Raw genomic sequence first — 22,008 nt, 5'->3', positions numbered from 1 at the left:
ATCAAAAATTAACAAAAGATTATCTTTTGTTTAAATAAACTTAATTACGGCATTAAATATCGATCAAGGTTCAATAATAAACATTTACATAAACGAATAGAAATTGATTTTTTTTACACACATATAAAACGGCAGTATCTACCCTAGACTGCTCAATTTCAATATTTATTAGTTAAATAATGATTATTAAATAAAAATGCGACTAATTAATTCAGATATAAATTAATTAGAAATTATATTTATTTGATATACACTGCCTATTTTTCTAATAATTTATGGCATAGCTAAAAGGCTTTTTTGAATATAGAAAGGTTTGCCTTAAAAAGGTTTTTTTTATTTTGCCTAGCGGGACTAGCCAATTTGGTGTTATTTTTAGATTTGCGGTTTTCGTGGTCAAAGTTAAAGACAGGAACAGTGTCAGCGTCACATCTGTCCTATCCTGGAGATGTGTAATAGTGTTGTGGGTGAGACTGTGTTTTTCAGCGTTGTTATACCGACTTACAATCGCCAGCCAATTTTAGAGAAGTGCCTGCGAGCCTTAGAAGCACAGGAGTTGGCACATAAAACTCCTGTTACTGGTTACGAAATCGTTTTAGTCGATGATGGTTCTACCGATGGCACATTGGCATGGTTGAAGGAACGCAAAGACGAGTTTCCTCATGTGCGATGGTTTGAGCAAGATCACGCTGGGCCTGCTGCGGCCCGCAATTTAGGTGTAGAACAGGCACAGGGTGACACAATAATTTTTATTGATAGTGATTTAGTAGTGCTGTCAAATTTTCTGCAAGCTCATGCTGATGCACTAGTACAGGGACAAAAGAAATTAGGGAGCGATCGCTTTTTTACTTATGGCGCAGTTATTAATACTTGTAATTTCGATCATCCAACTGCTGAACCCTATAAAGTAACAGATTTTTCCGCAGCTTTTTTTGCTACAGGTAATGTAGCAATTCCTAAACATTGGCTAGACAAAGCTGGACTTTTTGACACCAGTTTTCAACTCTATGGCTGGGAAGATTTAGAACTAGGCGTGAGACTTAAAAAACTGGGTTTGCAACTTATTAAGTGTCCAGCAGCAGTTGGTTATCATTGGCATCCAGCATTTAAATTAGACCAAATTAGCAACTTAATTGACAAAGAAATTCAACGCGGACGCATGGGAGTTTTATTTTATCAAAAGCACCCTACTTGGGAAGTGCGAATGATGATTCAAATGACTTGGTTGCATCGTTTACTGTGGGGTATTCTTTCGTTCAATGGCGCACTTAATGAACGAACAATGGCACCATTTTTGCAATGGCTTATTAATGCAGGTAAGCCTCAGTTAGCTTTAGAAATTGCCCGAATTTTTCTAAATTGGTATAACGTACAAGGAGTTTATGCAGCTTACGGTGAACTTAAGCATCAACAAAATTAAGACTACTTGTAAAAATTATAAATGCGCCTTTAGAAGAGAAAGCTTACGCTCAAACTTTTTTTCTATCTGCTTATGCCTGTTGAACAGCGTATTTTTTATGATATGCTGGGAGGGTTGTCTAATCTCACACATCCGGGAATTCGGGTGTTTCCAATTTAGGAAATACGCCTGGATGGAGGTTTAACCCGAATCGGAGTTAAAAATATATGCCAGTCGTTTCATTGGCTCAGATGATGGAGTCAGGGGTTCACTTTGGGCATCAAACCCGGCGTTGGAACCCAAAGATGTCTCCTTACATTTATACTTCCCGCAATGGTGTACATATCATCGACTTGGTGCAAACTGCTCAGTTGATGGAAGATGCTTATAGCTATATGCGTACACAAGCCGAGCAGGGGAAAAAATTCCTGTTTGTGGGTACTAAACGGCAAGCAGCAGGAATCATTGCTCAAGAAGCCAGTCGTTGCGGTTCCCATTACATTAACCAACGTTGGTTGGGTGGAATGCTGACCAACTGGACAACTATCAAAACTAGGGTAGATCGCCTCAAAGATTTGGAACGCCGGGAAGAAAGCGGCGCGCTGGACTTGTTGCCGAAAAAAGAAGCCTCAATGTTACGCCGGGAAATGGCAAAGCTTCAGAAATATTTGGGCGGCATCAAAACCATGCGGAAAGTGCCCGATGTGGTAGTAATTGTCGATCAACGGCGGGAGTATAACGCAGTTCAAGAATGCCAAAAACTGGCAATTCCGATTGTATCGATGTTGGATACAAACTGTGACCCGGATGTAGTAGACATTCCCATCCCAGCAAATGACGACGCCATCAGGTCAATTAAGCTGATTGTCGGAAAATTGGCAGACGCTATTTATGAAGGTCGCCATGGTCAGCTGGATACGGAAGAAGATTATGAAGATTACGAGGGTGCTGAGGACGATTACGACTATGAAGAAACTGAGCTGACTGGCTCATATGCTTCTGACGACGAAGAAGAATAGGTTAAAGCATGAAGGGTAAAGGCTGAAATTTGATACTTTATCCTTTACTCTTCATCCTTTTCATCGTCCTGAGTAAGATAGAAATACTCAACACCCGTAAGCGATTACAACTCAAGGTCAAGTAGGAATTGAGGCAACATGGCGGAAATATCTGCAAAACTCGTCCAAGAGCTACGCCAAAAAACTGGTGCTGGCATGATGGACTGCAAAAAAGCGCTGAAAGAAACTGATGGCGACATCGAAAAAGCCATAGATTGGCTGCGACAAAAAGGCATCACTTCTGCGGGTAAAAAAAGCGATCGCATTGCAGCAGAAGGTTTAGTGGACACCTACATTCAACCCGGATCTAGGGTGGGTGTACTTATAGAAGTCAACTGCCAAACCGATTTTGTTGCCCGTAACGATGCTTTTAAAGCTCTAGTTAAGAAGTTGGCAAAGCAAGCAGCAACAGCTGATAGTGTTGAGTCTTTATTGGCTCAACCCTATATTGATAATGAAAGCCTCACTGTAGATGAATCCATCAAGCAACTGATTGCTCAACTTGGTGAAAATATCCAACTGCGTCGTTTCATCAATTTTGCACTGCCAGAAGGCACACAAGGTATAGTAGACAGCTACATACATACTGGTGGTCGCGTTGGTGTGTTGGTTGAGCTGAATTCCGAAACTGAATCAGCATCTGCTAATGAAGAATTCCAAGCCTTGGCACGGAACACCGCCATGCAAGTAGCAGCTTGCCCGAATGTCGAGTATGTAAGTGTAGACGAAATCCCCACCGAAGTTGCCGAAAGAGAAAAAGAAGTGGAAATGGGGCGGGATGATTTAGCGAACAAGCCACAGAACATCAAAGAAAAGATTGTTCAGGGACGGATTGAAAAACGCCTGAAAGAATTGACTTTGTTGGATCAGCCTTTCATTCGAGATCAGAGTATTTCAGTGGAAGACCTGGTGAAGCAAGTCAAAGCTAAAGTAGGCGAAGATATCAAAGTCAATCGCTTTGTCCGCTTTGTACTAGGCGAAGGCATTGAGAAGCAAGAAAGTAATTTTGCTGAGGAAGTTGCTGCACAAATGGGTGGCAAGTAATTCAGTTATTTAGTCATTAGTCATTGATCATTAGTTTTGAGTTCTAATGACTAATGGCTTTTTCTAAGACAGGTCAAGCAAACTACGCTGACCTGTATTTTATTAGTACAAAGCATACTAGACGTATAGCAAAGTGCTGAGTGCTGAGTATAAACCCAGTTACTACCCTGTGGGAAGCCGCTTTGCGTCTACATTTCTCCTTGCATCAAAACTGTCCTAGCTTATGTGACTACGGCTATAATAAATTGCCTTTAGTCAAGACTTACAGCTTAAAATTAATCGAAAATTTAAAATCCTTTGGATGTTTATTTTAAAATAAATACGTACATTTGTACCATAATTAGGTTTAGATGGGCAACAAAGAGAAAATATGGCTAGAGCAATTGAGCGAATTGAGCGGGATATTGCACTATTAAAAGAAGCAATCAGTGCGATCGCGGTAGAACTCCAGAGCGCTTATGCTACTTATTTAAGCACCTTAGGGCAAGCCATTCGCCAGCAATTAATTCTGGCAACTTACCACCTATGTACCCAAGGGTATGCCGAAAATTTCTTAAGTTTGTCATTAAATCAGCGGCAACAATTGCAACAAGCCATCCGCAACTTAGGTCAAGAAGCAGTTGAACAGTTGCTCACTTCTACCAGGAATGAAGGAGAAGAGGTAGATGAGGAAGATGAGGGAGATGAGGAAGATGAGGAAGATGAGGTAGCTGAGGTAGCTGAGGGAGATGAGGTAGCTCAAGAGGATGAACCCAATCCCCAATCCAAAAACCATCTTGAAGAGTTGAAGTTGATCACGGAGGAAAACCTACCGATGCTCAAAGAAGCGCTAGCACTTCGTTATGGAAATTTTGCGCCAACTATAAAATTAACCGATACTTCTAACCCGATAGAACTGGCAACATGGCAACAGAACTTGGAGAAGGTGATCCAACATACACTGAAAAAAGTTTCCCATGATGCCAATGGTGTGTTACAAAAAGCTGGTATTTTGCCGAAAAAATTACCAGAACCGATTTTAGAAGTGGCTGCGGCTGCATCAGAAGCATCAGCCGAAGTTATTCCTGGGCCACCAAACTTATTAAACTTGGTAATTGAAATTGAAAATGAGCGAGATGCACAGGAATCCAGCCTAACCAGAATCATGGCTATTAACCTACGGCTTGGGGAAATTGAATTTGCTGACGCTAAACTCTCGTCTGAACGCAAACATATTCGCAGTATCTTGCTTCAATTAAATAAACTAGGGCAGGAGTATCAAAAAAAGCAGCGCGAACGTTCAATTGCCGAAGCTGAAGCAGCATGGCGCGCTATTTGGGTTGATGATTAGCTATTAGTCCTTTGTTATTTGTCATTTGTCCTTTGTTCTTTGTGAATAATCAATGCCCAATGCCCCATGCCCCATAACGGCAGTTGCTACCCTGCGGGAAGCCGCTTTGCGTCTACAAGCCGGGGAACCCTTTCGGCAGTCGCTCATGGGGGAAACCCCCTGCGTACCCGTCGCTGCCTCACCAACGCACTGCCTCCCCAATGTCCAATGCCTAATGCCCAATGACCAATGACTAATGACAAACCAGATTGGATAAGATTGCAAAAAGCCTTGGCGGTAGAGGCAGAACACGGTTTTGCAGACTTGATGGGTAGACAATATCGCTTCAGTGAATTTCTCAGCCTGACTCTGGGTAAATTCCCAACAGCTTTGCCCTTCAATGAACGCCGTCGCTGGCAAGAACTAGCGGTGCAATTTGCTAAGTATCCTAATCTGGAACTAGAACATAGACAGCACTTAGTAGCAGAAACACGTAGATATCTGTATCAATTACAGCAAGAGCAAGAAGAGCAGGAGGAGCCGAGGAGCAAGGGAGTAGAGGAGCAAGTCAGAAATTATCAATCCAAAATTCAAAACCCTAAATCCCCAATTGTGGCAGAGGTAAGCCGAAGACTTGCCCCCAAAATTGACCAAAAACTGAGCGATTTACCAGAAATAGGTATCAGAAAAGCCGACAACTTGGCACGTCTTGGTTTGTACACTGTGCGCGACCTACTTTTTTACTATCCCCGCGATCACATTGACTATGCACGTCAGGTAAATATTCGTGAGCTGCAAGCGGGTGAGACAGTGACAATAGTGGCAACAGTGAAGCGTTGCAACTGTTTTAATAGCCCCAAAAATCAGAAATTATCAATTTTAGAATTGATACTGAAAGACAACACAGGTCAAATCAAAATTAGTCGCTTTTCTGCTGGTACGCGCTTTACCAGTCGTGCTTGGCAGGAAAGTTTAAAACGCCGCTACCCGGTAGGTAGTGTGATTGCGGCCTGTGGGTTGGTGAAAGAAAGTAAATACGGCTTGACGCTGGATAACCCCGAATTAGAAGTGTTAGCGCATCCAGGAGATGCGATTGATTCGTTGACGATTGGTCGTGTAGTGCCAATTTATGGACTAACCGAGGGTGTGGTGGCAAATACAGTGCGACAGGCGGTAATAGCGGCTTTGCCAGCTGCGGCGCACCTGAAAGATCCGTTACCTAATGGTTTGCGGGAAAAGTACGGTTTGATGACTTTGAAAGATGCGATCGCCAATATCCATTTTCCTTCTGATAGCGCCACCTTGCAAGTTGCCCGTCGTCGCCTAGTCTTTGACGAATTTTTCTACTTACAACTAAGTTTACTGCAACGACAGTACCAAGCAAGGCAAATCCAAACGAGCGCTATCTTGGCTCCCAAAGGTCAGCTAATAGAAAAATTCTATGAAATACTGCCGTTTCAACTCACTGGCGCACAGCAACGAGTGATCAACGATATCCTCAACGACTTGCAAAAACCATCACCAATGAATCGTTTAGTGCAAGGAGATGTGGGTTCTGGTAAAACTGTAGTTGCTGTGGTTGCTATCCTAGCCGCAATTCAATCTGGCTACCAAGCGGCGTTGATGGCTCCGACCGAAGTTTTGGCAGAACAGCATTATCGCAAATTAGTTAGTTGGTTTAACTTGCTGCATTTACCAGTGGAATTACTAACAGGTTCCACCAAAACTGTCAAACGGCGACAAATCCATTCTCACTTAGAAACAGGTGAATTACCGTTATTAGTCGGAACTCATGCCTTAATTCAAGACCCAGTAAATTTTCGCCAACTGGGGTTAGCAGTAATTGATGAACAGCACCGCTTTGGGGTGCAGCAACGGGCGCGTTTACAACAAAAAGGCGAACAACCTCATGTATTAACTATGACAGCTACTCCCATTCCCCGGACACTAGCATTGACGATACATGGGGATATGAATGTTAGCCAGATTGATGAGTTACCACCAGGACGGCAAAAAATTCAGACAACGATGCTAACTGGTCAACAACGCACCCATGCTTACGACTTGATACGTCGGGAAATTGCCCAAGGAAGGCAAGTTTACGTTGTTTTGCCTTTGGTAGAGGAATCAGAAAAGCTGGATTTGCGATCGGCTGTGGAAGAGCATCAAAAGCTACAGGAAAGCATTTTTCCAGAGTTTCAAGTCGGGTTGCTACATGGTCGCATGAATTCAGCCGAAAAGGATGAAGCGATTACAAAATTCCGCGATAACAAAACCCAAATTTTGGTTTCTACCACCGTTGTTGAGGTGGGCGTTGACGTACCTAATGCTACAGTTATGCTCATTGAAAATGCGGAACGGTTTGGTTTATCACAACTACACCAACTGCGGGGGCGTGTCGGTCGGGGCGCGGCTCAGTCTTACTGTTTGTTGATGAGTAGTTCTAGAAGCCCTGATGCTCAACAACGGCTGAAGGTATTAGAACAGTCCCAAGATGGGTTTTTTATTTCTGAAATGGATATGCGTTTTCGCGGCCCTGGGGAAGTGTTGGGAACTCGACAATCTGGTGTGCCAGATTTTACGCTTGCAAGTTTAGTCGAAGATGAAGAAGTTTTACTGTTAGCGCGACAAGCCGCAGAGAAAATAATAGAAATGGACGCAACCTTAGAGCGTTGGTATTTGATGAAAGAAGAGTTGAAGTATCGGTATGAGAAGTTAATGGGTGGGGCAATTTTGACTTGATTTTCGGCGTTGCTGAGTGAAAGTATGAATTATTATCACGCAGAGACGCAGAGAGAAGTTGCGGTGCGGTGAGTTCAGCACTGCGGGAGGGTTTCCCTCCGCAGGTGACTGGCGAACCCGAAGGGGGGTTCCCCCCGTTGAGCAAACTTCGGTGGGCGCAGAGAGTAAGAGTTTGAGAGATGAAACTTTTGACATTAATACCTCAATTCACTAACGCCTAATTTTTTATCCATTAACTCAATTGACGGCGAAATTGGTTGATGCTGATGGATAGCAGTAATATAGCAAAGAAAAGAAGTGCGATCGCATTAACCCAAAGTACCTCTAATCCTACTCCTTTAAGCAATATTCCCCGAACAATTTCTATGTAATGGCGTAGCGGATTCAGCAGCGTCAAATATTTAAACGCTAAGGGCATACTTTCAATAGGAGAAATAGCACCGGATAGTTGAATTAAGGGCAAATTGATAAAAAATGATGTCAGGACTACTTGTTGCTGAGTACGACAAAGTGTGGCCAGCATAATTCCAATGCCAATTCCTACAAATAAATAAAGTCCTGACAATCCTAAAAATAGAATTATATTTCCTCGAAAAGGTACGCTAAAAACTAATCTTGCCAAACTCAAAGCTAAGATCACATCGCCCATTAATAGAACAAACAAAGGCACAATTTTTGCTAGTAAAATTTCCCAAGCTTCTGCTGGAGTCATTAATAGTTGTTCCAAAGTTCCTGTGTCTTTTTCTCTCACAACTGTAACTGAAGAAACTAGGGAACTAATTAAAGTTAAAACTAAGCCTAAAACTCCTGGCACAAAAAACCAACTACTTGCCAACCCAGGATTATAAAGAAAAGTTGTTTGTGTGCTAATTAATGCTGGCGCTTGATTAGAAGAAAGCCGATAACTAAATTGACTTACCATTTGATTGAGATAACCTTGGGCAATACCAGCAGTATTAGCATCTACTGCATCAACTAAAACTTGAATCTCCGCCGATTTTCCTTCCGATAGTTTACGTTTAAAATCAGGTGGAATTACTAACCCTGCTGTAATTTTTCCCTGGCGTACTTGTTCACCTAAATCTTTGGTGTTGAACATATATTTCTCTGCAACAAAGGTTTTGTTTGCAGTTAAGGCTGAAACTAGCTCTCGGCTTTCGTAAGTATTGGCGTAATCGACAACTCCTAATTTGAGATAATGCACATCTGGGTTAAGGGCAAAACCATAGAGCAACATTTGAATTGTCGGAGGAATAATCAACAATACTATTGTTTCCTTACTCCTCAGTATTTGGCGGAATTCTTTAATAACTAAACTCCAAAATCGACTATTAAATAAATTTTTAATTAATTTCATATTTAGTATAGTCAATTACAAATGACTAATTTGACAATTGCATTCGTTTTAATACTCGGCGTGAAGCATTAAATAGTAATAATCCCAAGATAATTAGCATGAGCATTGATAACCAAATTCCTGCCCATCCTGTGCCACGTACATAGGCATCACGAGTGATTTCTATATAGTAACGTGCAGGAACAATATAAGAGAATAACGAAAGAGGGAAAGGAATATTACTAATAGGGTAAATAAAACCAGATAGCAACAAAGCTGTTAAAAAGCCTAGCAGTGCGACAGCCTGAACAGCAGAATTCTGATTAGCTGCACGAACTCCTATTAATAAACCAAACATAATACTATCTATCAAAAAAACTAGCGTGCCAAGCAACAATGGTGTTGGCTCGTTTACTAAAGTCAATTGCCAAATTAGCGAACTCATAATCATTATTAATATGGCTTCGATAATTCCAATTATCAAGTAAGCTAATCCTTTACCTAAAAGTAATTCTTCAGCACTCAAGCTAGAAGCATAGACTTGTAATATTGTGCCCTTTTCTTTTTCTCGTACCATAGCAACTGCTGTTAATAAAGATGGATAAATCCACAAAATAACAGCGTAAACTCCTGGCACTATATACAAAGATTCTTTTCTGCCTGGATTAAACCAAAGGCGGATATGGGCAATTACTTGCTCGGATGAAGATTGTAAACCTGAATCTTTCAAAAAAAATTTTGTTGTTGCCTGAATACTATTTTTGATAATCCGGGCATTATTGACATCAGTTCCATCTACTAAAACTTGTACGTTGCTAGTTAGCCCTGATTTAATTCGACTACTAAAATCTGGCGGAATGACCACAGCAGCTTTAGCAAATCCTTGATCAATAATCCCTTGAGGATTTTGGCTGGCAAATTTTGAATTTGGGATTGGATCAAATTGATTAGTAGCAAATAAACGCTCAGTGTAGGCACGACTGAGAGGGCTAATGTCAAAATCTTGCACAAATAAAGGAATATTTTTGGATTCTAGGCGAATCACAAAACCGAAGATAATTAAGGTCATGAATGGCAGGATAAATGCCAACGCTAAGGTTAGGCGATCGCGCTGGAATTGTGCTAACTCTTTTTGACATTGAGATAAAATTCTTTTCATTTCTTCGTGTCCCTTTGTCTCCCTACTCCCCGCCTTCCTCGGTGCGTTGCACAATGCCGATAAAGGCATCTTCGAGAGAAAAAGGGATTGGTCGGAGTGAATGAATATTTATATCCTTGGTTTGTAAAATTGAACTGATGCGAGGAATTTCTAAGTCGGGATGGTCGAGAACTAGGTGTAAGCGATCGCCAAAAATCGACACCCGCCAAGCTGCTAACTCAGTTTTAAGTAAATTAGAAGCATCTTGAGTGTTATCAGTAACTATTTCCAATAGTTGGCCGGGTTGCGAAGCTTTAATTTCGCTAGGCGACCCCTGAATTACTACTTCACCCGCCACCATAAATCCCATGCGGTTGCATTGTTCCGCTTCTTCTAAATAATGAGTTGTCACCAAGATTGCTGTTCCTGATCTAGCAAACTCATTAATTAACCGCCAGAACTGACGACGTGCTAATGGATCTACTCCTGATGTCGGTTCATCCAAAAATAAAATTTTTGGCTCATGCATGACTGAAGCGCCAAAAGCTACTCGTTGCTTCCATCCTCCAGGTAGTTGGCCAGTGAGCATATTTTCTCTGCCAACTAAGCCACAAGTTTCTAATACCCAGTCAATTTTGGTGCGGCGTAACCGAGTTGGCACACCATAAACCCCACAGTAAAATTCTAGATTCTGGACAATCGTTAAGTCGTCGTAGAGGGTGAATTTTTGGCTCATGTAACCAATGCGTTGTCGTAAGGCACTACTACGCAGATTTTGAGTTTGTCCAGCCAAGGAAATTTTCCCGGATGTTGGTTCTAGTAAACCGCAGAGAATTTTAATTGTAGTCGTCTTGCCTGCACCATTCGCTCCTAGTAAACCATAAATTTCACCGTAGCGAACTTCTAAATCTACATCTTTAACCGCCTGAAAATCGCCAAACACCTTTCTCAAGTTGTTAGCACCAATGGCTATAGAGGGTTTGGGTATTTCCCTATCTCTAGTCTCAAGTCCTAAGTCCCTAATGCCTCTTTTTGCACGAGGAAAAGGAATAAATTCTGGATCGTTGCCAGAAGCACGCAGACGGCTAACAAAAACATTTTCTAGAGTTATATCCGCAGTTTGAATGTTGTCTAATGGTAATTTCTGTTGAGCAAAAATTGTTTGAACTGCCGTTTTACCCGTTACCGCATCTTTCACCAACACATCTAACCTATCTCCAAAGGTTTGCACATCAACAATTGATGTTTCTTGATTGTCTATCGCCTTGTGCAAGAAGCGTTCGGCTGCTTCAATGTGATTAGTTCTAACTTCTAAACGTTGTAAACCCAGACTTTCGCGCAACTGAGAAAGAGTGCCAATTTGCTGAATCTGTCCCTCATACATTAAAGCAATGCGATCGCACCGTTCAGCTTCATCTAGGTAAGGCGTGGCTACAACTACTGTGACTCCCTCGGCTGCAATAGCAGCGAGGATATCCCAAAATTCGCGGCGGGATACAGGGTCAACACCTGTCGTTGGTTCATCCAACAACAGAATTTCGGGTTGGGAAATCAAAGCACAGCACAAAGCTAATTTCTGCTTCATGCCACCGGAGAGACGACCAGCCAAGCGATCGCCAAATTTATCCAAACTCATTAAGCGCAAGTATTTATGACGACGCTGGCGAAAAAGATGATCGGGAACTTCACGCAAGCCTGCACTGTAGCGCAGATTTTCATCAATACTCAAGTCGAGATAAAGTGAGAACTGCTGTGTCAGATAACCGATGACTAGACGAGCATCGCGGGGTGGTTTGCCTAAAATTTGGATATTGCCAGTTGATGCTTCCATCACCCCACTTAGAATGTGGAATGTCGTCGTTTTTCCTGCACCATCAGGGCCAATTAATCCAAAAATTTCACCTTGCTTAACGGCAAAATCTATACTTTTAACGGCGACTAATTTGCCGTAACGTTTGCATAAACCCTCTACCTGAATTACGACATTAGTCATAGGTCATTGGGGATTGATATTGCTCATTAGTCAAAATTCAATTGTTCTTCTGCTTGTTTGCTTACTTCCTCCTCTGTAATATTAATCTCTGCATCTGCTGGCATTCCTGGTTTAGCTAATCCAGCAGGGTTATCAATAGTGATTTTGACACCAAAAACTTGTTTAACTCTGTCTTGCTGAAAATAAATATTTTCAGGAGTAAAGGAAGCTTGGGTATCAATGGCGGCAACTTTGGCACTTAGAGGTTTTTTGGGTGCTGAATCTAAAAATATATTAGCTGCTTGACCGACGCGAACTTTACCAATATCGCCTTGAGGAATAAAAGCACGTAGATAAACGCTATTGGGATCAATTACTGTTAGTAGGGTTTTACCAGTAGTAACAACTGCTCCGGGTTCTACACTCCGGCTGACGACTACACCTGTAATCGGGCTAATAACATTGAGGTCGGCTATTTTGGCTTTTATTTCCTGTTGGGAGGCTTTGGCATTTGCCACATCAGCTTGAGCCGCAGCTAATTTCAAGCGTGTCTGTGCCAATTGTGTGCGTAAACCTGCTAGTTGTGTACTGCGGATCGAGGGATTTAGCCCTACGCTTTGGGCTTGTGTCAACTGACCTTGGGACGAATTGACTAATTTACGAAAAGAATCCACTGCGGCTTGACGCGATCGCAGATTGGCTAGTGCAGTTTCAAAGCTTGTTTGGGCTTGGTCAAATTGTTGCTTGGTTACAGCTCCTTGGGCTACTAATTTAGCGTAGCGATCGCGATTCATTTGTGCCAGTTTCAACTCAGATTTGGCTTGTTGCACTTGGGCAATAGCTTGATTTAGCTGGGCTTGGCTAGAAGCAACTGATGACTCAGCCTGGAAAATTCGACCTTTAGCATCTCCTTGAGCCTGTTGCAAAGTCAGATGATTCTCTAGAATTTGATTTTCTAAAAGATTAATTTGTAACCGTGCCTGTTCTTCTTGCTTTTGGGCAGCATCTACACGAGCAGATGCACCCTTAAGTTGAGCTTGAATTTCTGCGTCATCCAGTTTGACAATTACTTGGCCTTTGCCAACTTGATCTCCTTCCCGCACCGCTACAGACTCAATTCTGCCCGCAACTTTAGCTCCTATATCAGTTTCATAACCTTCAATGCGACCGCTCACCCGCAGCGTATTAGCGTCTGAGCGTGATGAAATAAAATACGAAGTTGAAATGCCAATTCCTGTTAGTAATAACCCTAAAGGTATCAACCAACGAGCGGAGAATTTACGTTTATCCTTATTTATTACAGCAGTCTCAAAAGGTTCTTGGGATGGCGAGAGTGGCTGAACCATATTTTTTTTGTTTTAGAAGTTACATCAACCCGGAAAGGAAAGTATTGTTTTATTTACTCAGCAGGTTATGGGAAAGCATCATCCGGTTATATATCGTATTCTCGTATATGTGCTTAAGTATCTTTACTATTTGCAACACAACCTGAAAAATGGGGATTGGGCATTAGGCTAGAGATACAGCGTTTTTCTAGGTGAATGAAGTACACAGGTAGGGGAGCCACTCCGTTGGGCGGCTTTGCCGACTTGAAGGATGTGGCGTTGCACGGCAGTGCCGTGCCCCTACGATCGGCGATAATCTGTACCTTACTAAGGTGCAATCTGCTGTATTTTTATTCGTAACGACACAAGTTGTTGTCATAACGACACAAGTTGCTGTCATAACGACACAAGTTGCTGTCCTAACGACACAAGTTGTTGTCCTAACGACACAAGTTATTGTCATAACGACAATACGATGTCTGACAACAAACCCCTACCCTTACGGGAAGCCGCTCCGCGTCTACGTATCTACGCATCTACCATCCAGAACTTACGCACTCAGATCCTTCAACCCCCTTGGAAAAGGGGCTATTAAAAAGTTTTTCCTCCTTCAAAAAGGGGTTAGAGAGGATCAGAGTTTTAAGTTTTAGTACGTAAGCCCTAACTTCATTACTCAGCACTTTACTGATAACTGTTGGTGCTTAAATTAAGTAAACTCTATGCTTTCCACAAATTCTAAAATCTTCTCTTTGATGCCTTCGGATTCTTCTTCCACAGAAGCAGGGCTTTCGCCTTCAAAGAAGCTACGCTGATTACTGACTATATATAGAAAGTCAGCATTGATAAAGGTTAGTAACCCTCGGTACGCATCTAATCTGATAGCATTGCCATTAGTTTCTTGCTTAGAAATGGTTGAACCCTTGGGCATATCGACTAATACATAGTAAGCTCCAGATAGGGTGTCTTCCAGATATTCAGCGTACTTTATCTGAGCATTTGGTACATTGGCTAAAATCGCCTGCGGTACATATTTTTCTACTAAAATCGATTGGAGATATGCTTCTTGCCCTGTAGCTTCTATTTCTTCAAATTGTTCTGGGGGGATCGGATAATAATCGATTCTGAGTAAAGTACCAAAGTCATCAGAAAAACCGACTACCCCTTCTTGGCTTTGAACCCTACCTCCTTGCTCAGGGTCTACGGGAATCGGAACTGTAAAATTTCCTAAAGGCGATTCATACTCTTGTTCGCCGAAGTCTTGGACTAATACTGTTTCATATTCTTCATCGTCGTCTGCGAACTCTCCATTTTCTGCTTCTTCAAAAGCAGCAATAACTTCCTGAACAATTTCTTCTGCTTCCTCATCCTGCAAATCTAAGGCTTGCTGTAGCTTTTTAAGGTAAGACTGTTTGTTTTTGGGGATAACCAGTTCTTCGTCTAAAAGTACGATCACCCCGGCAGCATAAGCATCCAGTAGTAAGTCATCTGAGAGGGCTTGACTGGCAGTATTAAACAGAGGGCCGAGTCCTGAGTCTTCAGCTATGCCTAGAAGTCTATCAACCATTTCTGCGATTTCGTCTTCTGAGTATTCCTCAAAGACCTCAAAATCCCAAAGCATGGTGCTTAAAATTTCTGCATCCACCTCTTCCAAAGAAGAATCAGCGATCGCGGTAATAACTGCGATCGCTGCTACTGCTTCTTCTGGACTCAGTGATTCTTCTGTTGTCTCCGTTGAGTTAAAAATTTTGTCATCCTTAGTCATTATTGCTACCTCCGAAAATAGCTTGATCGTTATAACTGTTTGAAAGTGACCATGGGTAGTTTAGCAATACATAAGAATATCCTTTTAGAAAAGCTTCGCTAAGGTGCGACTTACTCAATAATCCATCTAAGTGTATTTGGTATTAACTAACGCTTTATACCATGTCTTGATCATAATTATTAATTCGTATTTCGTAATTTCAGACAGGTTAGAGACCCCAACCTCTACAGGTTACTCAGTTTCAGGTGGACTGTTACTCGACTATTTAATTTAATTACGAATTTTTAATACAGTTCTAATTTACTTGCTGCTTATTTGAGCCATACAGGAAGCTATTGGCAATGTTTTCATAGAATTGGAGATTAGTCCAGTAACCCAGGTGTCCTTGGATTCCCCAAGATGCTTAATATTTCATTTCAACCTTATCTAAGTTTTCGTAGTAATCCAGGTTACTGCTAATCGGGACTTGCTGATAATAATTCATCCAGCGGATTTGAGCGAGTTGGTATACCACTAGGTTGCTACTAATTTTGGATTTTTTTACACCAATTCGGGGTTCACGCTAAAAGAATTGAGGCATTCTAAAATTCGCTGTCAAATATATAGCAGTCCTAAATGATTTAGAAAACTCTCTGTTTCTTTTCTTGGTGTACTTGGCGGTTCGTAAAAAAAGGAATTATCACGACTCACATAGGATTGCTATAGTACTTCTTTCGTGATGACTTCCGAAAGAAAAAGCCAACTTTATCTAAATATAATGGTGAATCTAAGGTAATTAATCCTTTTTTATAAAAAACATTTTACTTTTATTATTTATTATTCATGAATCGTAGTTAATTACTTCTTCTTGTACATCATTGGGTCGGAAAACACTATAGCTAATGCAATATATCTAGAGGCATAACCTCAAACTAGCTAGGGATAGATGCCCAAACAAAAAAAATAATTAGATAATACCGAAGTTTGAAGTTACGCAGGAATCTGAGTAGCTCATTACTTATATCGCTACTTATATCGCTGCAATCTTTTATTACTTACAAATTTGAATTCTTCTATGGTACAGACCCCTCCATCTCAATTCTCTCCAGAACAATACAAAGTAGATGCGACCAATGAAGTAGTAGAAAATATTATTGAATCCTCAACTACTGATACAGAAATTGATTTAGAATTCCTGTACACCAGGGATATTGAATTCCGGCAGGAAACTATTTATTTTCTTGTGGTTGATCGCTTTCATGATGGTGATTTAGAAAATAGCGAAGGTATTAACTCAGAACTGTACGATCCGACTGGACAAGATTGGGGAAAGTACTGGGGTGGCGATTTGCAAGGTGTCATCGACAAATTAGACTATTTGAAAAACATGGGAGTTACCGCTATTTGGCTAACTCCGCTGTTTGAGCAGGTTGAAGAGTTATTTGTCGGTAATGCTGCAATACATGGTTATTGGACAAAAGATTTTAAGCGGCTCAATCCTCGCTACATTGCTCAAGGAGAAAATCCTTCTTTAAACGAAACTCAAGAAACCAGAGATACAACTTTTGATCGCTTAATTGCAGAAATGCACAAGCGTAATATGAAACTGGTGCTGGATATTGTTTGCAACCATAGCACTCCTGATACCAGCGGTAGCAAAGGTGAATTGTATGATGATGGTGTTAAAATTGCTGACTTTAACAATGATGTGAATCATTGGTATCATCACTATGGCGAAGTGCAAGATTGGGAAGATGATTGGCAAGTACAGAATTGTGAATTAGCTGGTCTTGCAACCTTCAATGAAAATAATACTGAATATCGTGAATATATCAAATCAGCGATTAAACAATGGCTAGACAGAGGCGTGGATGCGCTGCGGGTGGATACTGTCAAGCATATGCCAATTTGGTTTTGGCAAGAATTCACTGGTGATATGTGCAATCATAAGCCAGATGTATTTATTTTTGGGGAATGGATTTATAGCAGCCCTAGTGACGATCGCTCGGTAGAATTTGCTAATAACTCTGGCATGACACTTCTAGACTTTGGGCTGTGTGTGGCGATTAGAGCAGCATTGGCACAAGGTTCAGAAAACGGATTCCATACAATTCAATATATCTTTGACCAAGACCATCGCTATAGTGGGGCAACAGAGTTAATTACCTTCATTGACAACCATGATATGTGTCGCTTCCAATCGCTGAATCCCGATCCAGCGATGTTGAAGGTGGCGATCGCTCTAATTATGACTTGTCGCGGTATCCCTTGCATTTATTACGGCACAGAACAATATCTGCACAATGATACCGATGGCGGTAACGATCCCTACAATCGCCCAATGATGGAAAAATGGGATACCGACACAGAGATTTACCGTTATGTTAGGCTGCTATCCGGCTTGCGGCGACTAAATCCAGCCGTATCTATGGGTAGCCACTGGCAAAAATACTTAACAGAAGATGTTTACTGCTATGTGCGCCGTTATCGTGATTCCCTATGTTTTGTAGCATTAAACCGGGGAGGAGAAGTTTCTTTGTCCGAAGTAGACACAGAACTACCCGACGGCGAGCATACCTGTGTGATTAGTCGCAACAAGTATGAAGTCAAAGACGGCAAGATTTATAACTTGGTACTAGAAGAACGGGGAGTGATTGTTTTCAGCCACGTTGGTGAGCGAATCAAAGGACAGACAATCGTTCGCGTGCAACTTAATGGCGTGAGTACCCAACCAGGTGAAACTATCGTCGTGACTGGAAACTGTCCAGAATTAGGTAACTGGGATATTAGCAAAGCCTATCCTCTAGAGTACATCAACACCAATACTTGGTTTGCTGAGATTCCTTTTGATGAAAGTACTGGCAAGCTAATCAGTTACAAATATGCCATGTGGCGCGAAGGGCGATCGCCCCTACGGGAGAATACCGTACCCCGTCGCTGGGTAATTGCCAAAGAAGGTACTGTCAAATGGCGTGATACCTGGGCATCCGGGCCGGAATCGTAGGTATAGACAAGCTTGGGGAAGCAGGAGGGACACGGAGACAGGGGGACACGGGGACGCGGGGACAAGGAGAAATTATTATCTATTACTCTTTGCCCAAGTCTCTAATTCGCCTTGTCCTCATGCAAAAACCCAGATAATACAAAAAAGAACCACAGATAAACACAGATGCACACCGATATTTATGTGTGTTTATTGGTGTGCATCTGTGGTTAAATATCATATTCTGTTTGTGCAAAGGAGAAATTATTATCTATTACTCTTTGCCCAAGTCTCTAATTCGCCTTGTCCTCATGCAAAAACCCAGATAATACAAAAAAGAACCACAGATAAACACAGATGCACACCGATATTTATGTGTGTTTATTGGTGTGCATCTGTGGTTAAATATCATATTCTGTTTGTGCAATCGCGTTCCGAGTTCCAAGCTCGACATTCAGAGTTCAAAGCTTGATATTTCGAGTTCTGAGCTAGTCGTTTCCAGTTCAAAGCTCGAAGTTCCGAGTTCAAAGCTAGTCGTTTCGAGTTTAAAGCTTGATGTTTCGAGTTCAAAGCTCGAAGTTCCGAGTTCAAAGCTCGAAGTTCCGAGTTTAAAGCTCGAAGTTCCGAGTTTAAAGCTTGATATTTCGAGTTCAAAGCTCAAAGTTCCGAGTTCCAAACTCGAAGTTCCGAGTTCCAAGCTCGAAGTTTCGAGTTCAAAGCTATCTGAGTGATGAGGGCCAAGTAATAATTTCTCTCCGTATCCCCGTGTCCCCTTGTCTCCCCATCTCCTTGTCCCTTCCCTTCTGCCCCCTGCCTCCTGCCTTCTGCCTTCTTCCTACACAGCAGCGATCGCACAAACTTGTAAGCCAATTGGCGTGTGAATAATTACAGATTCCACGCCAAATACTTGCGCGATGTTATCTGGAGTGAGAACTGTTTCAGGTGCGCCAACTTCCCATAAATGACCTTGTTTTAATAAGGCAATACGGGAACTATACCGGGCTGCTAAATTCAGTTCGTGTAAAACTGTGACAATAGTTAATTCTTGCTGTTGATTCAAATCTTTGAGTAATTCTAATAGTTGCAGCTGATAGTTAATGTCTAAATAAGTTGTTGGTTCATCTAACAATAGTACTTTTGGTTTTTGCGCCAGTGCTAAAGCCAGAAAAGCCCGTTGTCGTTCACCACCTGAGAGTTCTTCAACTAAGCGATCGCTCAATTTTTGCAGTTGCGTTTTTTTAATTGCCGCTTCTACTTGCTGCCTATCTTCAGCATTTAATTCCCATTGCCACCAAGGTTGATGGGGTGTACGTCCTAAACTAACTAATTGCCGTACTGTTAATCCCGCAGGTAGAGTTTGTTGTTGCGGTAACAAAGCTAGTTTTTGTGCAACTAAATTCGGCGGTTGCGTATGAATTGCTTTACCATCGAGTAGCACTGTTCCCTGCTGTGGAGAAAGAATCCGGCTGAGTAACTTGAGTATTGTAGATTTACCAGAACCATTAGCACCAACTAAACTCAACCATTCTCCTGTTTGCAGCGTCAGATTAATATCTTGGACAATTGGCACTGCGGTATAACCGCCAGTCAGGTTTTGCAATTCAAGTGGCATTGTCAGAATTTAGGGGATTGGGGATTGGGGATTGGGGATTAGGGATTAGGGACAAGGAGCAGGGGGCAGGGGGAATAGCAACTCAGCACTCTTCATGATTTACTCAAGCCAGCAGAACGGCGATAAAGTAACCAGATAAATAGCGGTGAACCCAGCAAGGCGGTAACAGAACCTACTGGTAATTCTATTGCTCCCAGCCTAGAGAGTAAATCGGCAAAGGTGAGTAACCAAGCACCTGCTAAGGCTGACAGTGGCAAAACAAAGCGGTGATCTGTACCAACGAGCAGACGTACACCGTGGGGAACAACAAGTCCCACAAATCCAATCAAGCCGCTGATGCTAACTGCGCCTGCGGCTAATAAAGTAGCAACACCACCAATTAATAAGCGCGATCGCGTTAACGATACACCTAAACCCAAAGCCAAATCATCACCTAAAGCTAGGACATTGAGCGATCGCGCTAGTAAACATCCTCCCAGCAATGCCACGATGATATAAGGGCCAACAGTTGTAATTTCTTTCCAACCCCGTCCGTTGAGGCTACCAACTAGCCAATTGAGTGCAATTTGAATTTGCCCGTCTTCCGCCAGCAAAAGTAATGTACTTTGTACTGCACCGAATAAAGAACTCACCGCCACCCCGCCCAAAATCAATCGTTCCACTGCAATTCCCGACCCCGCACGACCAAGGAAAATTACAATAGCTGATGTCAAAATTGCTCCTAACCACGCCGCTATAGGAATTGCCGCTGGGAAAATTTGCAACACCACCATAACGATGACAATTAGTCCTGCACCAGCGGAAATGCCCAGTATAAATGGATCGGCAAGACTATTGCGTAGCATTCCTTGCAGCAACACTCCCGACATTCCCAAAGCTGCACCCACAATCAGAGCTGCAATAATGCGCGGGAGACGTAAATCCCAAAGGATTGTCTGTTTAATAGGATCGCCTTGGTGGAGAAGCGCTTGCCACAATTCAGGCACACTTAAAGGTACAGCTCCCTGAGAAAGCGAAAGCGCTATAGTCACTATTAATGCTGTAGCTATGAGCAAAATCGCCCAGAGTAAGCGATGGGTAGTAAAGATTTTCTGCAATGAGCTATTCACCTTAAGTTTCAAGGGGGATTGGGGGCTGGGGACTGGGGGCTTGGGATTGGGGACTGGGGATAAGGAGACAAGGGGAGACTCTCTGACTCAGCACTCAGCACTTTCAAGCTCGGCGTTCCAAGTTCTGAGCTAGTCGTTCCGAGTTCTGAGCTAGTAGTTCCGAGTTCCAAACTCGAAGTTCCAAGTTCCAAGCTTGAAGTTCCAAGTTCCAAACTCGGCGTTCCGAGTTCCAAGCTCGGCGTTCCAAGTTCTGAGCTAGTAGTTCCGAGTTCCAAACTCGAAGTTCCAAGTTCCAAGCTCGGCGTTTCGAGTTCCAAGCTCGGCGTTCCGAGTTCCAAGCTCGGCGTTCCGAGTTTCAAGCTTGACATTCCGAGTTCTAAGTGCTGAGTGCTGAGTGCTGAGTTCTGAGTTCTGAGTAACAATTTCTCCCCTTGTCTCATCTGCTCCCCTGCCCAATCCCCAATCCCCAATCCCCAGTCCCCAATCCCCAATCCCCAATCCCCAATCCCCAATAATTAATTATGCCTGCTCTCGCCAACCTTGATAACCAGTCACAATGCGGCTACCATCCTTAAGCACATGAATCTCTATCTGATCGCTAGCCCAGGTAATTTGGTCTTGGAAAGCCGGATTGAGGACACGAACCCTTTGATTGCTAGAAGAAACTGGGGAGTTGGGGGAATGAATTGCTAAAGATTCTACAAAAGGCCCGTCAATGAGAATATCTAGCTGTTCTAACAAAGCTTGGGAACCTGGGGGAGCAGATTCAGACTGTAGTTGCTTGAGGGTGAACCCAGTAAATGACATCACATTTAACCCAGCAGCTTTGAGTTTGCGTGCTAGAGAAGCCAATGCGGGTGCTTGCCAAAAAGGTTCTCCGCCAGAGAATGTCACTCCTGTGTTGCGAGGATTTTTGAGAATATTCTCGGCGAGGGTATCGACAGAAATGAGTTGGTTAATCTCAAATGACCAAGATTCAGGATTAAAACAGCCAGGACACTCTCGCGGACAGCCTTGCACCCAAACAACAGCACGACAGCCAGGGCCATTAACCTCGGATTCATCAACGTAACCCATGATGTTTAGATGATCGGGGGGAATTTCTATTGGTGCTAGCGATGGGTTACTTGACTTTGTTTCCATCTATTCCTCCTTGGAAGCGTTACCTGTTAACCGCTAATATAGCGAAGCGATCGCAGCGTCATACACTAAGATTTTGATGACATCATGATTTTTGGTTTCT

The 22,008-nt window shown here is 42.4% G+C and carries 16 protein-coding genes; 7 read left to right on the top strand and 9 right to left on the bottom strand.

Annotated elements, in window-relative coordinates; all coding sequences use genetic code 11:
- Positions 1 to 445 precede the first annotated feature (445 nt).
- The 6 genes from AC5JL8_RS03540 to recG all read left to right on the top strand — a co-directional run bounded on the left by AC5JL8_RS03540 (position 446) and on the right by recG (position 7,549).
- Positions 446 to 1,417 carry a glycosyltransferase family 2 protein gene (locus AC5JL8_RS03540; RefSeq protein ID WP_495878390.1) on the top strand — a complete coding sequence of 324 codons (972 nt, stop codon included), beginning with the start codon at positions 446 to 448 and terminating at the stop codon, positions 1,415 to 1,417.
- A gap of 206 nt (positions 1,418 to 1,623) precedes the next feature.
- Entirely contained in the window at positions 1,624 to 2,415 is a 792-nt protein-coding gene (rpsB, locus tag AC5JL8_RS03535) for a 30S ribosomal protein S2 (protein ID WP_495878389.1), read from the top strand.
- Between the two features lie 138 nt (positions 2,416 to 2,553).
- Positions 2,554 to 3,498: a translation elongation factor Ts gene (gene tsf, locus AC5JL8_RS03530; protein WP_495878388.1), complete on the top strand. Its 945-nt coding sequence runs from the start codon at positions 2,554 to 2,556 to the stop codon at positions 3,496 to 3,498.
- 370 nt (positions 3,499 to 3,868) lie between these two features.
- Positions 3,869 to 4,828 (top strand): hypothetical protein, encoded by a 960-nt coding sequence (locus AC5JL8_RS03525; protein ID WP_495878387.1) that lies wholly within the window; start codon positions 3,869 to 3,871, stop codon positions 4,826 to 4,828.
- A gap of 52 nt (positions 4,829 to 4,880) precedes the next feature.
- Positions 4,881 to 5,060 carry a hypothetical protein gene (locus AC5JL8_RS03520; protein WP_495878386.1) on the top strand — a complete coding sequence of 60 codons (180 nt, stop codon included), beginning with the start codon at positions 4,881 to 4,883 and terminating at the stop codon, positions 5,058 to 5,060.
- Complete coding sequence (gene recG, locus AC5JL8_RS03515) at positions 5,057 to 7,549, top strand: ATP-dependent DNA helicase RecG (protein WP_495878385.1); 2,493 nt, start codon at positions 5,057 to 5,059, stop codon at positions 7,547 to 7,549. The genes AC5JL8_RS03520 and recG overlap by 4 nt, the downstream gene beginning before the upstream one ends.
- Positions 7,550 to 7,781: 232 nt before the next feature.
- Here the strand turns inward: recG and AC5JL8_RS03510 are convergent, their stop codons facing one another.
- From AC5JL8_RS03510 to AC5JL8_RS03490, 5 genes are all read right to left on the bottom strand, one after another.
- On the bottom strand, positions 7,782 to 8,906 hold the full coding sequence (locus tag AC5JL8_RS03510) for an ABC transporter permease (protein WP_495878384.1): 1,125 nt from the start codon (positions 8,904 to 8,906) through the stop codon (positions 7,782 to 7,784).
- 25 nt (positions 8,907 to 8,931) lie between these two features.
- Positions 8,932 to 10,044 carry an ABC transporter permease gene (locus tag AC5JL8_RS03505; protein ID WP_495878383.1) on the bottom strand — a complete coding sequence of 371 codons (1,113 nt, stop codon included), beginning with the start codon at positions 10,042 to 10,044 and terminating at the stop codon, positions 8,932 to 8,934.
- A 22-nt stretch (positions 10,045 to 10,066) separates the two neighbouring features.
- Complete coding sequence (locus AC5JL8_RS03500) at positions 10,067 to 12,016, bottom strand: ATP-binding cassette domain-containing protein (protein ID WP_495878382.1); 1,950 nt, start codon at positions 12,014 to 12,016, stop codon at positions 10,067 to 10,069.
- 26 nt (positions 12,017 to 12,042) lie between these two features.
- Entirely contained in the window at positions 12,043 to 13,341 is a 1,299-nt protein-coding gene (locus tag AC5JL8_RS03495; RefSeq protein WP_495878381.1) for an HlyD family secretion protein, read from the bottom strand.
- 685 nt (positions 13,342 to 14,026) lie between these two features.
- Positions 14,027 to 15,082 carry a tellurite resistance TerB family protein gene (locus AC5JL8_RS03490; protein ID WP_495878380.1) on the bottom strand — a complete coding sequence of 352 codons (1,056 nt, stop codon included), beginning with the start codon at positions 15,080 to 15,082 and terminating at the stop codon, positions 14,027 to 14,029.
- Positions 15,083 to 16,136: 1,054 nt separating this feature from the next.
- On the opposite strand from AC5JL8_RS03490, the gene AC5JL8_RS03485 reads away from it, so the two are divergent.
- The gene (locus AC5JL8_RS03485; RefSeq protein WP_495878379.1) at positions 16,137 to 18,065 is read left to right on the top strand and encodes an alpha-amylase family glycosyl hydrolase; all 1,929 of its coding nucleotides are present in this window, start codon (positions 16,137 to 16,139) and stop codon (positions 18,063 to 18,065) included.
- 814 nt (positions 18,066 to 18,879) lie between these two features.
- Here AC5JL8_RS03485 and AC5JL8_RS03480 read toward each other — a convergent pair.
- The 4 genes from AC5JL8_RS03480 to AC5JL8_RS03465 all read right to left on the bottom strand — a co-directional run bounded on the left by AC5JL8_RS03480 (position 18,880) and on the right by AC5JL8_RS03465 (position 21,908).
- Entirely contained in the window at positions 18,880 to 19,656 is a 777-nt protein-coding gene (locus tag AC5JL8_RS03480) for an ABC transporter ATP-binding protein (RefSeq protein WP_495878378.1), read from the bottom strand.
- Positions 19,657 to 19,748: 92 nt separating this feature from the next.
- A complete protein-coding gene (locus AC5JL8_RS03475; protein ID WP_495878377.1) occupies positions 19,749 to 20,753 on the bottom strand; it encodes a FecCD family ABC transporter permease in 1,005 nt (334 codons plus the stop codon).
- 115 nt (positions 20,754 to 20,868) lie between these two features.
- Positions 20,869 to 21,054 carry a hypothetical protein gene (locus AC5JL8_RS03470; protein WP_495878376.1) on the bottom strand — a complete coding sequence of 62 codons (186 nt, stop codon included), beginning with the start codon at positions 21,052 to 21,054 and terminating at the stop codon, positions 20,869 to 20,871.
- A 230-nt stretch (positions 21,055 to 21,284) separates the two neighbouring features.
- Entirely contained in the window at positions 21,285 to 21,908 is a 624-nt protein-coding gene (locus AC5JL8_RS03465; protein ID WP_495878375.1) for a 4Fe-4S single cluster domain-containing protein, read from the bottom strand.
- Positions 21,909 to 22,008 lie beyond the last annotated feature (100 nt).

Source organism: Mojavia sp. (assembly GCF_059505145.1).
The sequence above is the reverse complement of the archived record's forward strand: the minus strand, read 5'-3'. Positions and strand labels throughout refer to the sequence as shown.

Bases quoted from the DNA above. Each gene is read 5' to 3' on its own strand.
- AC5JL8_RS03540 (WP_495878390.1), top strand. From the start codon at position 446: ATGTGTAATAGTGTTGTGGGTGAGACTGTGTTTTTCAGCGTTGTTATA.
- rpsB (WP_495878389.1), top strand. From the start codon at position 1,624: ATGCCAGTCGTTTCATTGGCTCAGATGATGGAGTCAGGGGTTCACTTT.
- tsf (WP_495878388.1), top strand. From the start codon at position 2,554: ATGGCGGAAATATCTGCAAAACTCGTCCAAGAGCTACGCCAAAAAACT.
- AC5JL8_RS03525 (WP_495878387.1), top strand. From the start codon at position 3,869: ATGGCTAGAGCAATTGAGCGAATTGAGCGGGATATTGCACTATTAAAA.
- AC5JL8_RS03520 (WP_495878386.1), top strand. From the start codon at position 4,881: ATGCCCAATGCCCCATGCCCCATAACGGCAGTTGCTACCCTGCGGGAA.
- recG (WP_495878385.1), top strand. From the start codon at position 5,057: ATGACTAATGACAAACCAGATTGGATAAGATTGCAAAAAGCCTTGGCG.
- AC5JL8_RS03510 (WP_495878384.1), bottom strand. From the start codon at position 8,906: ATGAAATTAATTAAAAATTTATTTAATAGTCGATTTTGGAGTTTAGTT.
- AC5JL8_RS03505 (WP_495878383.1), bottom strand. From the start codon at position 10,044: ATGAAAAGAATTTTATCTCAATGTCAAAAAGAGTTAGCACAATTCCAG.
- AC5JL8_RS03500 (WP_495878382.1), bottom strand. From the start codon at position 12,016: ATGACTAATGTCGTAATTCAGGTAGAGGGTTTATGCAAACGTTACGGC.
- AC5JL8_RS03495 (WP_495878381.1), bottom strand. From the start codon at position 13,341: ATGGTTCAGCCACTCTCGCCATCCCAAGAACCTTTTGAGACTGCTGTA.
- AC5JL8_RS03490 (WP_495878380.1), bottom strand. From the start codon at position 15,082: ATGACTAAGGATGACAAAATTTTTAACTCAACGGAGACAACAGAAGAA.
- AC5JL8_RS03485 (WP_495878379.1), top strand. From the start codon at position 16,137: ATGGTACAGACCCCTCCATCTCAATTCTCTCCAGAACAATACAAAGTA.
- AC5JL8_RS03480 (WP_495878378.1), bottom strand. From the start codon at position 19,656: ATGCCACTTGAATTGCAAAACCTGACTGGCGGTTATACCGCAGTGCCA.
- AC5JL8_RS03465 (WP_495878375.1), bottom strand. From the start codon at position 21,908: ATGGAAACAAAGTCAAGTAACCCATCGCTAGCACCAATAGAAATTCCC.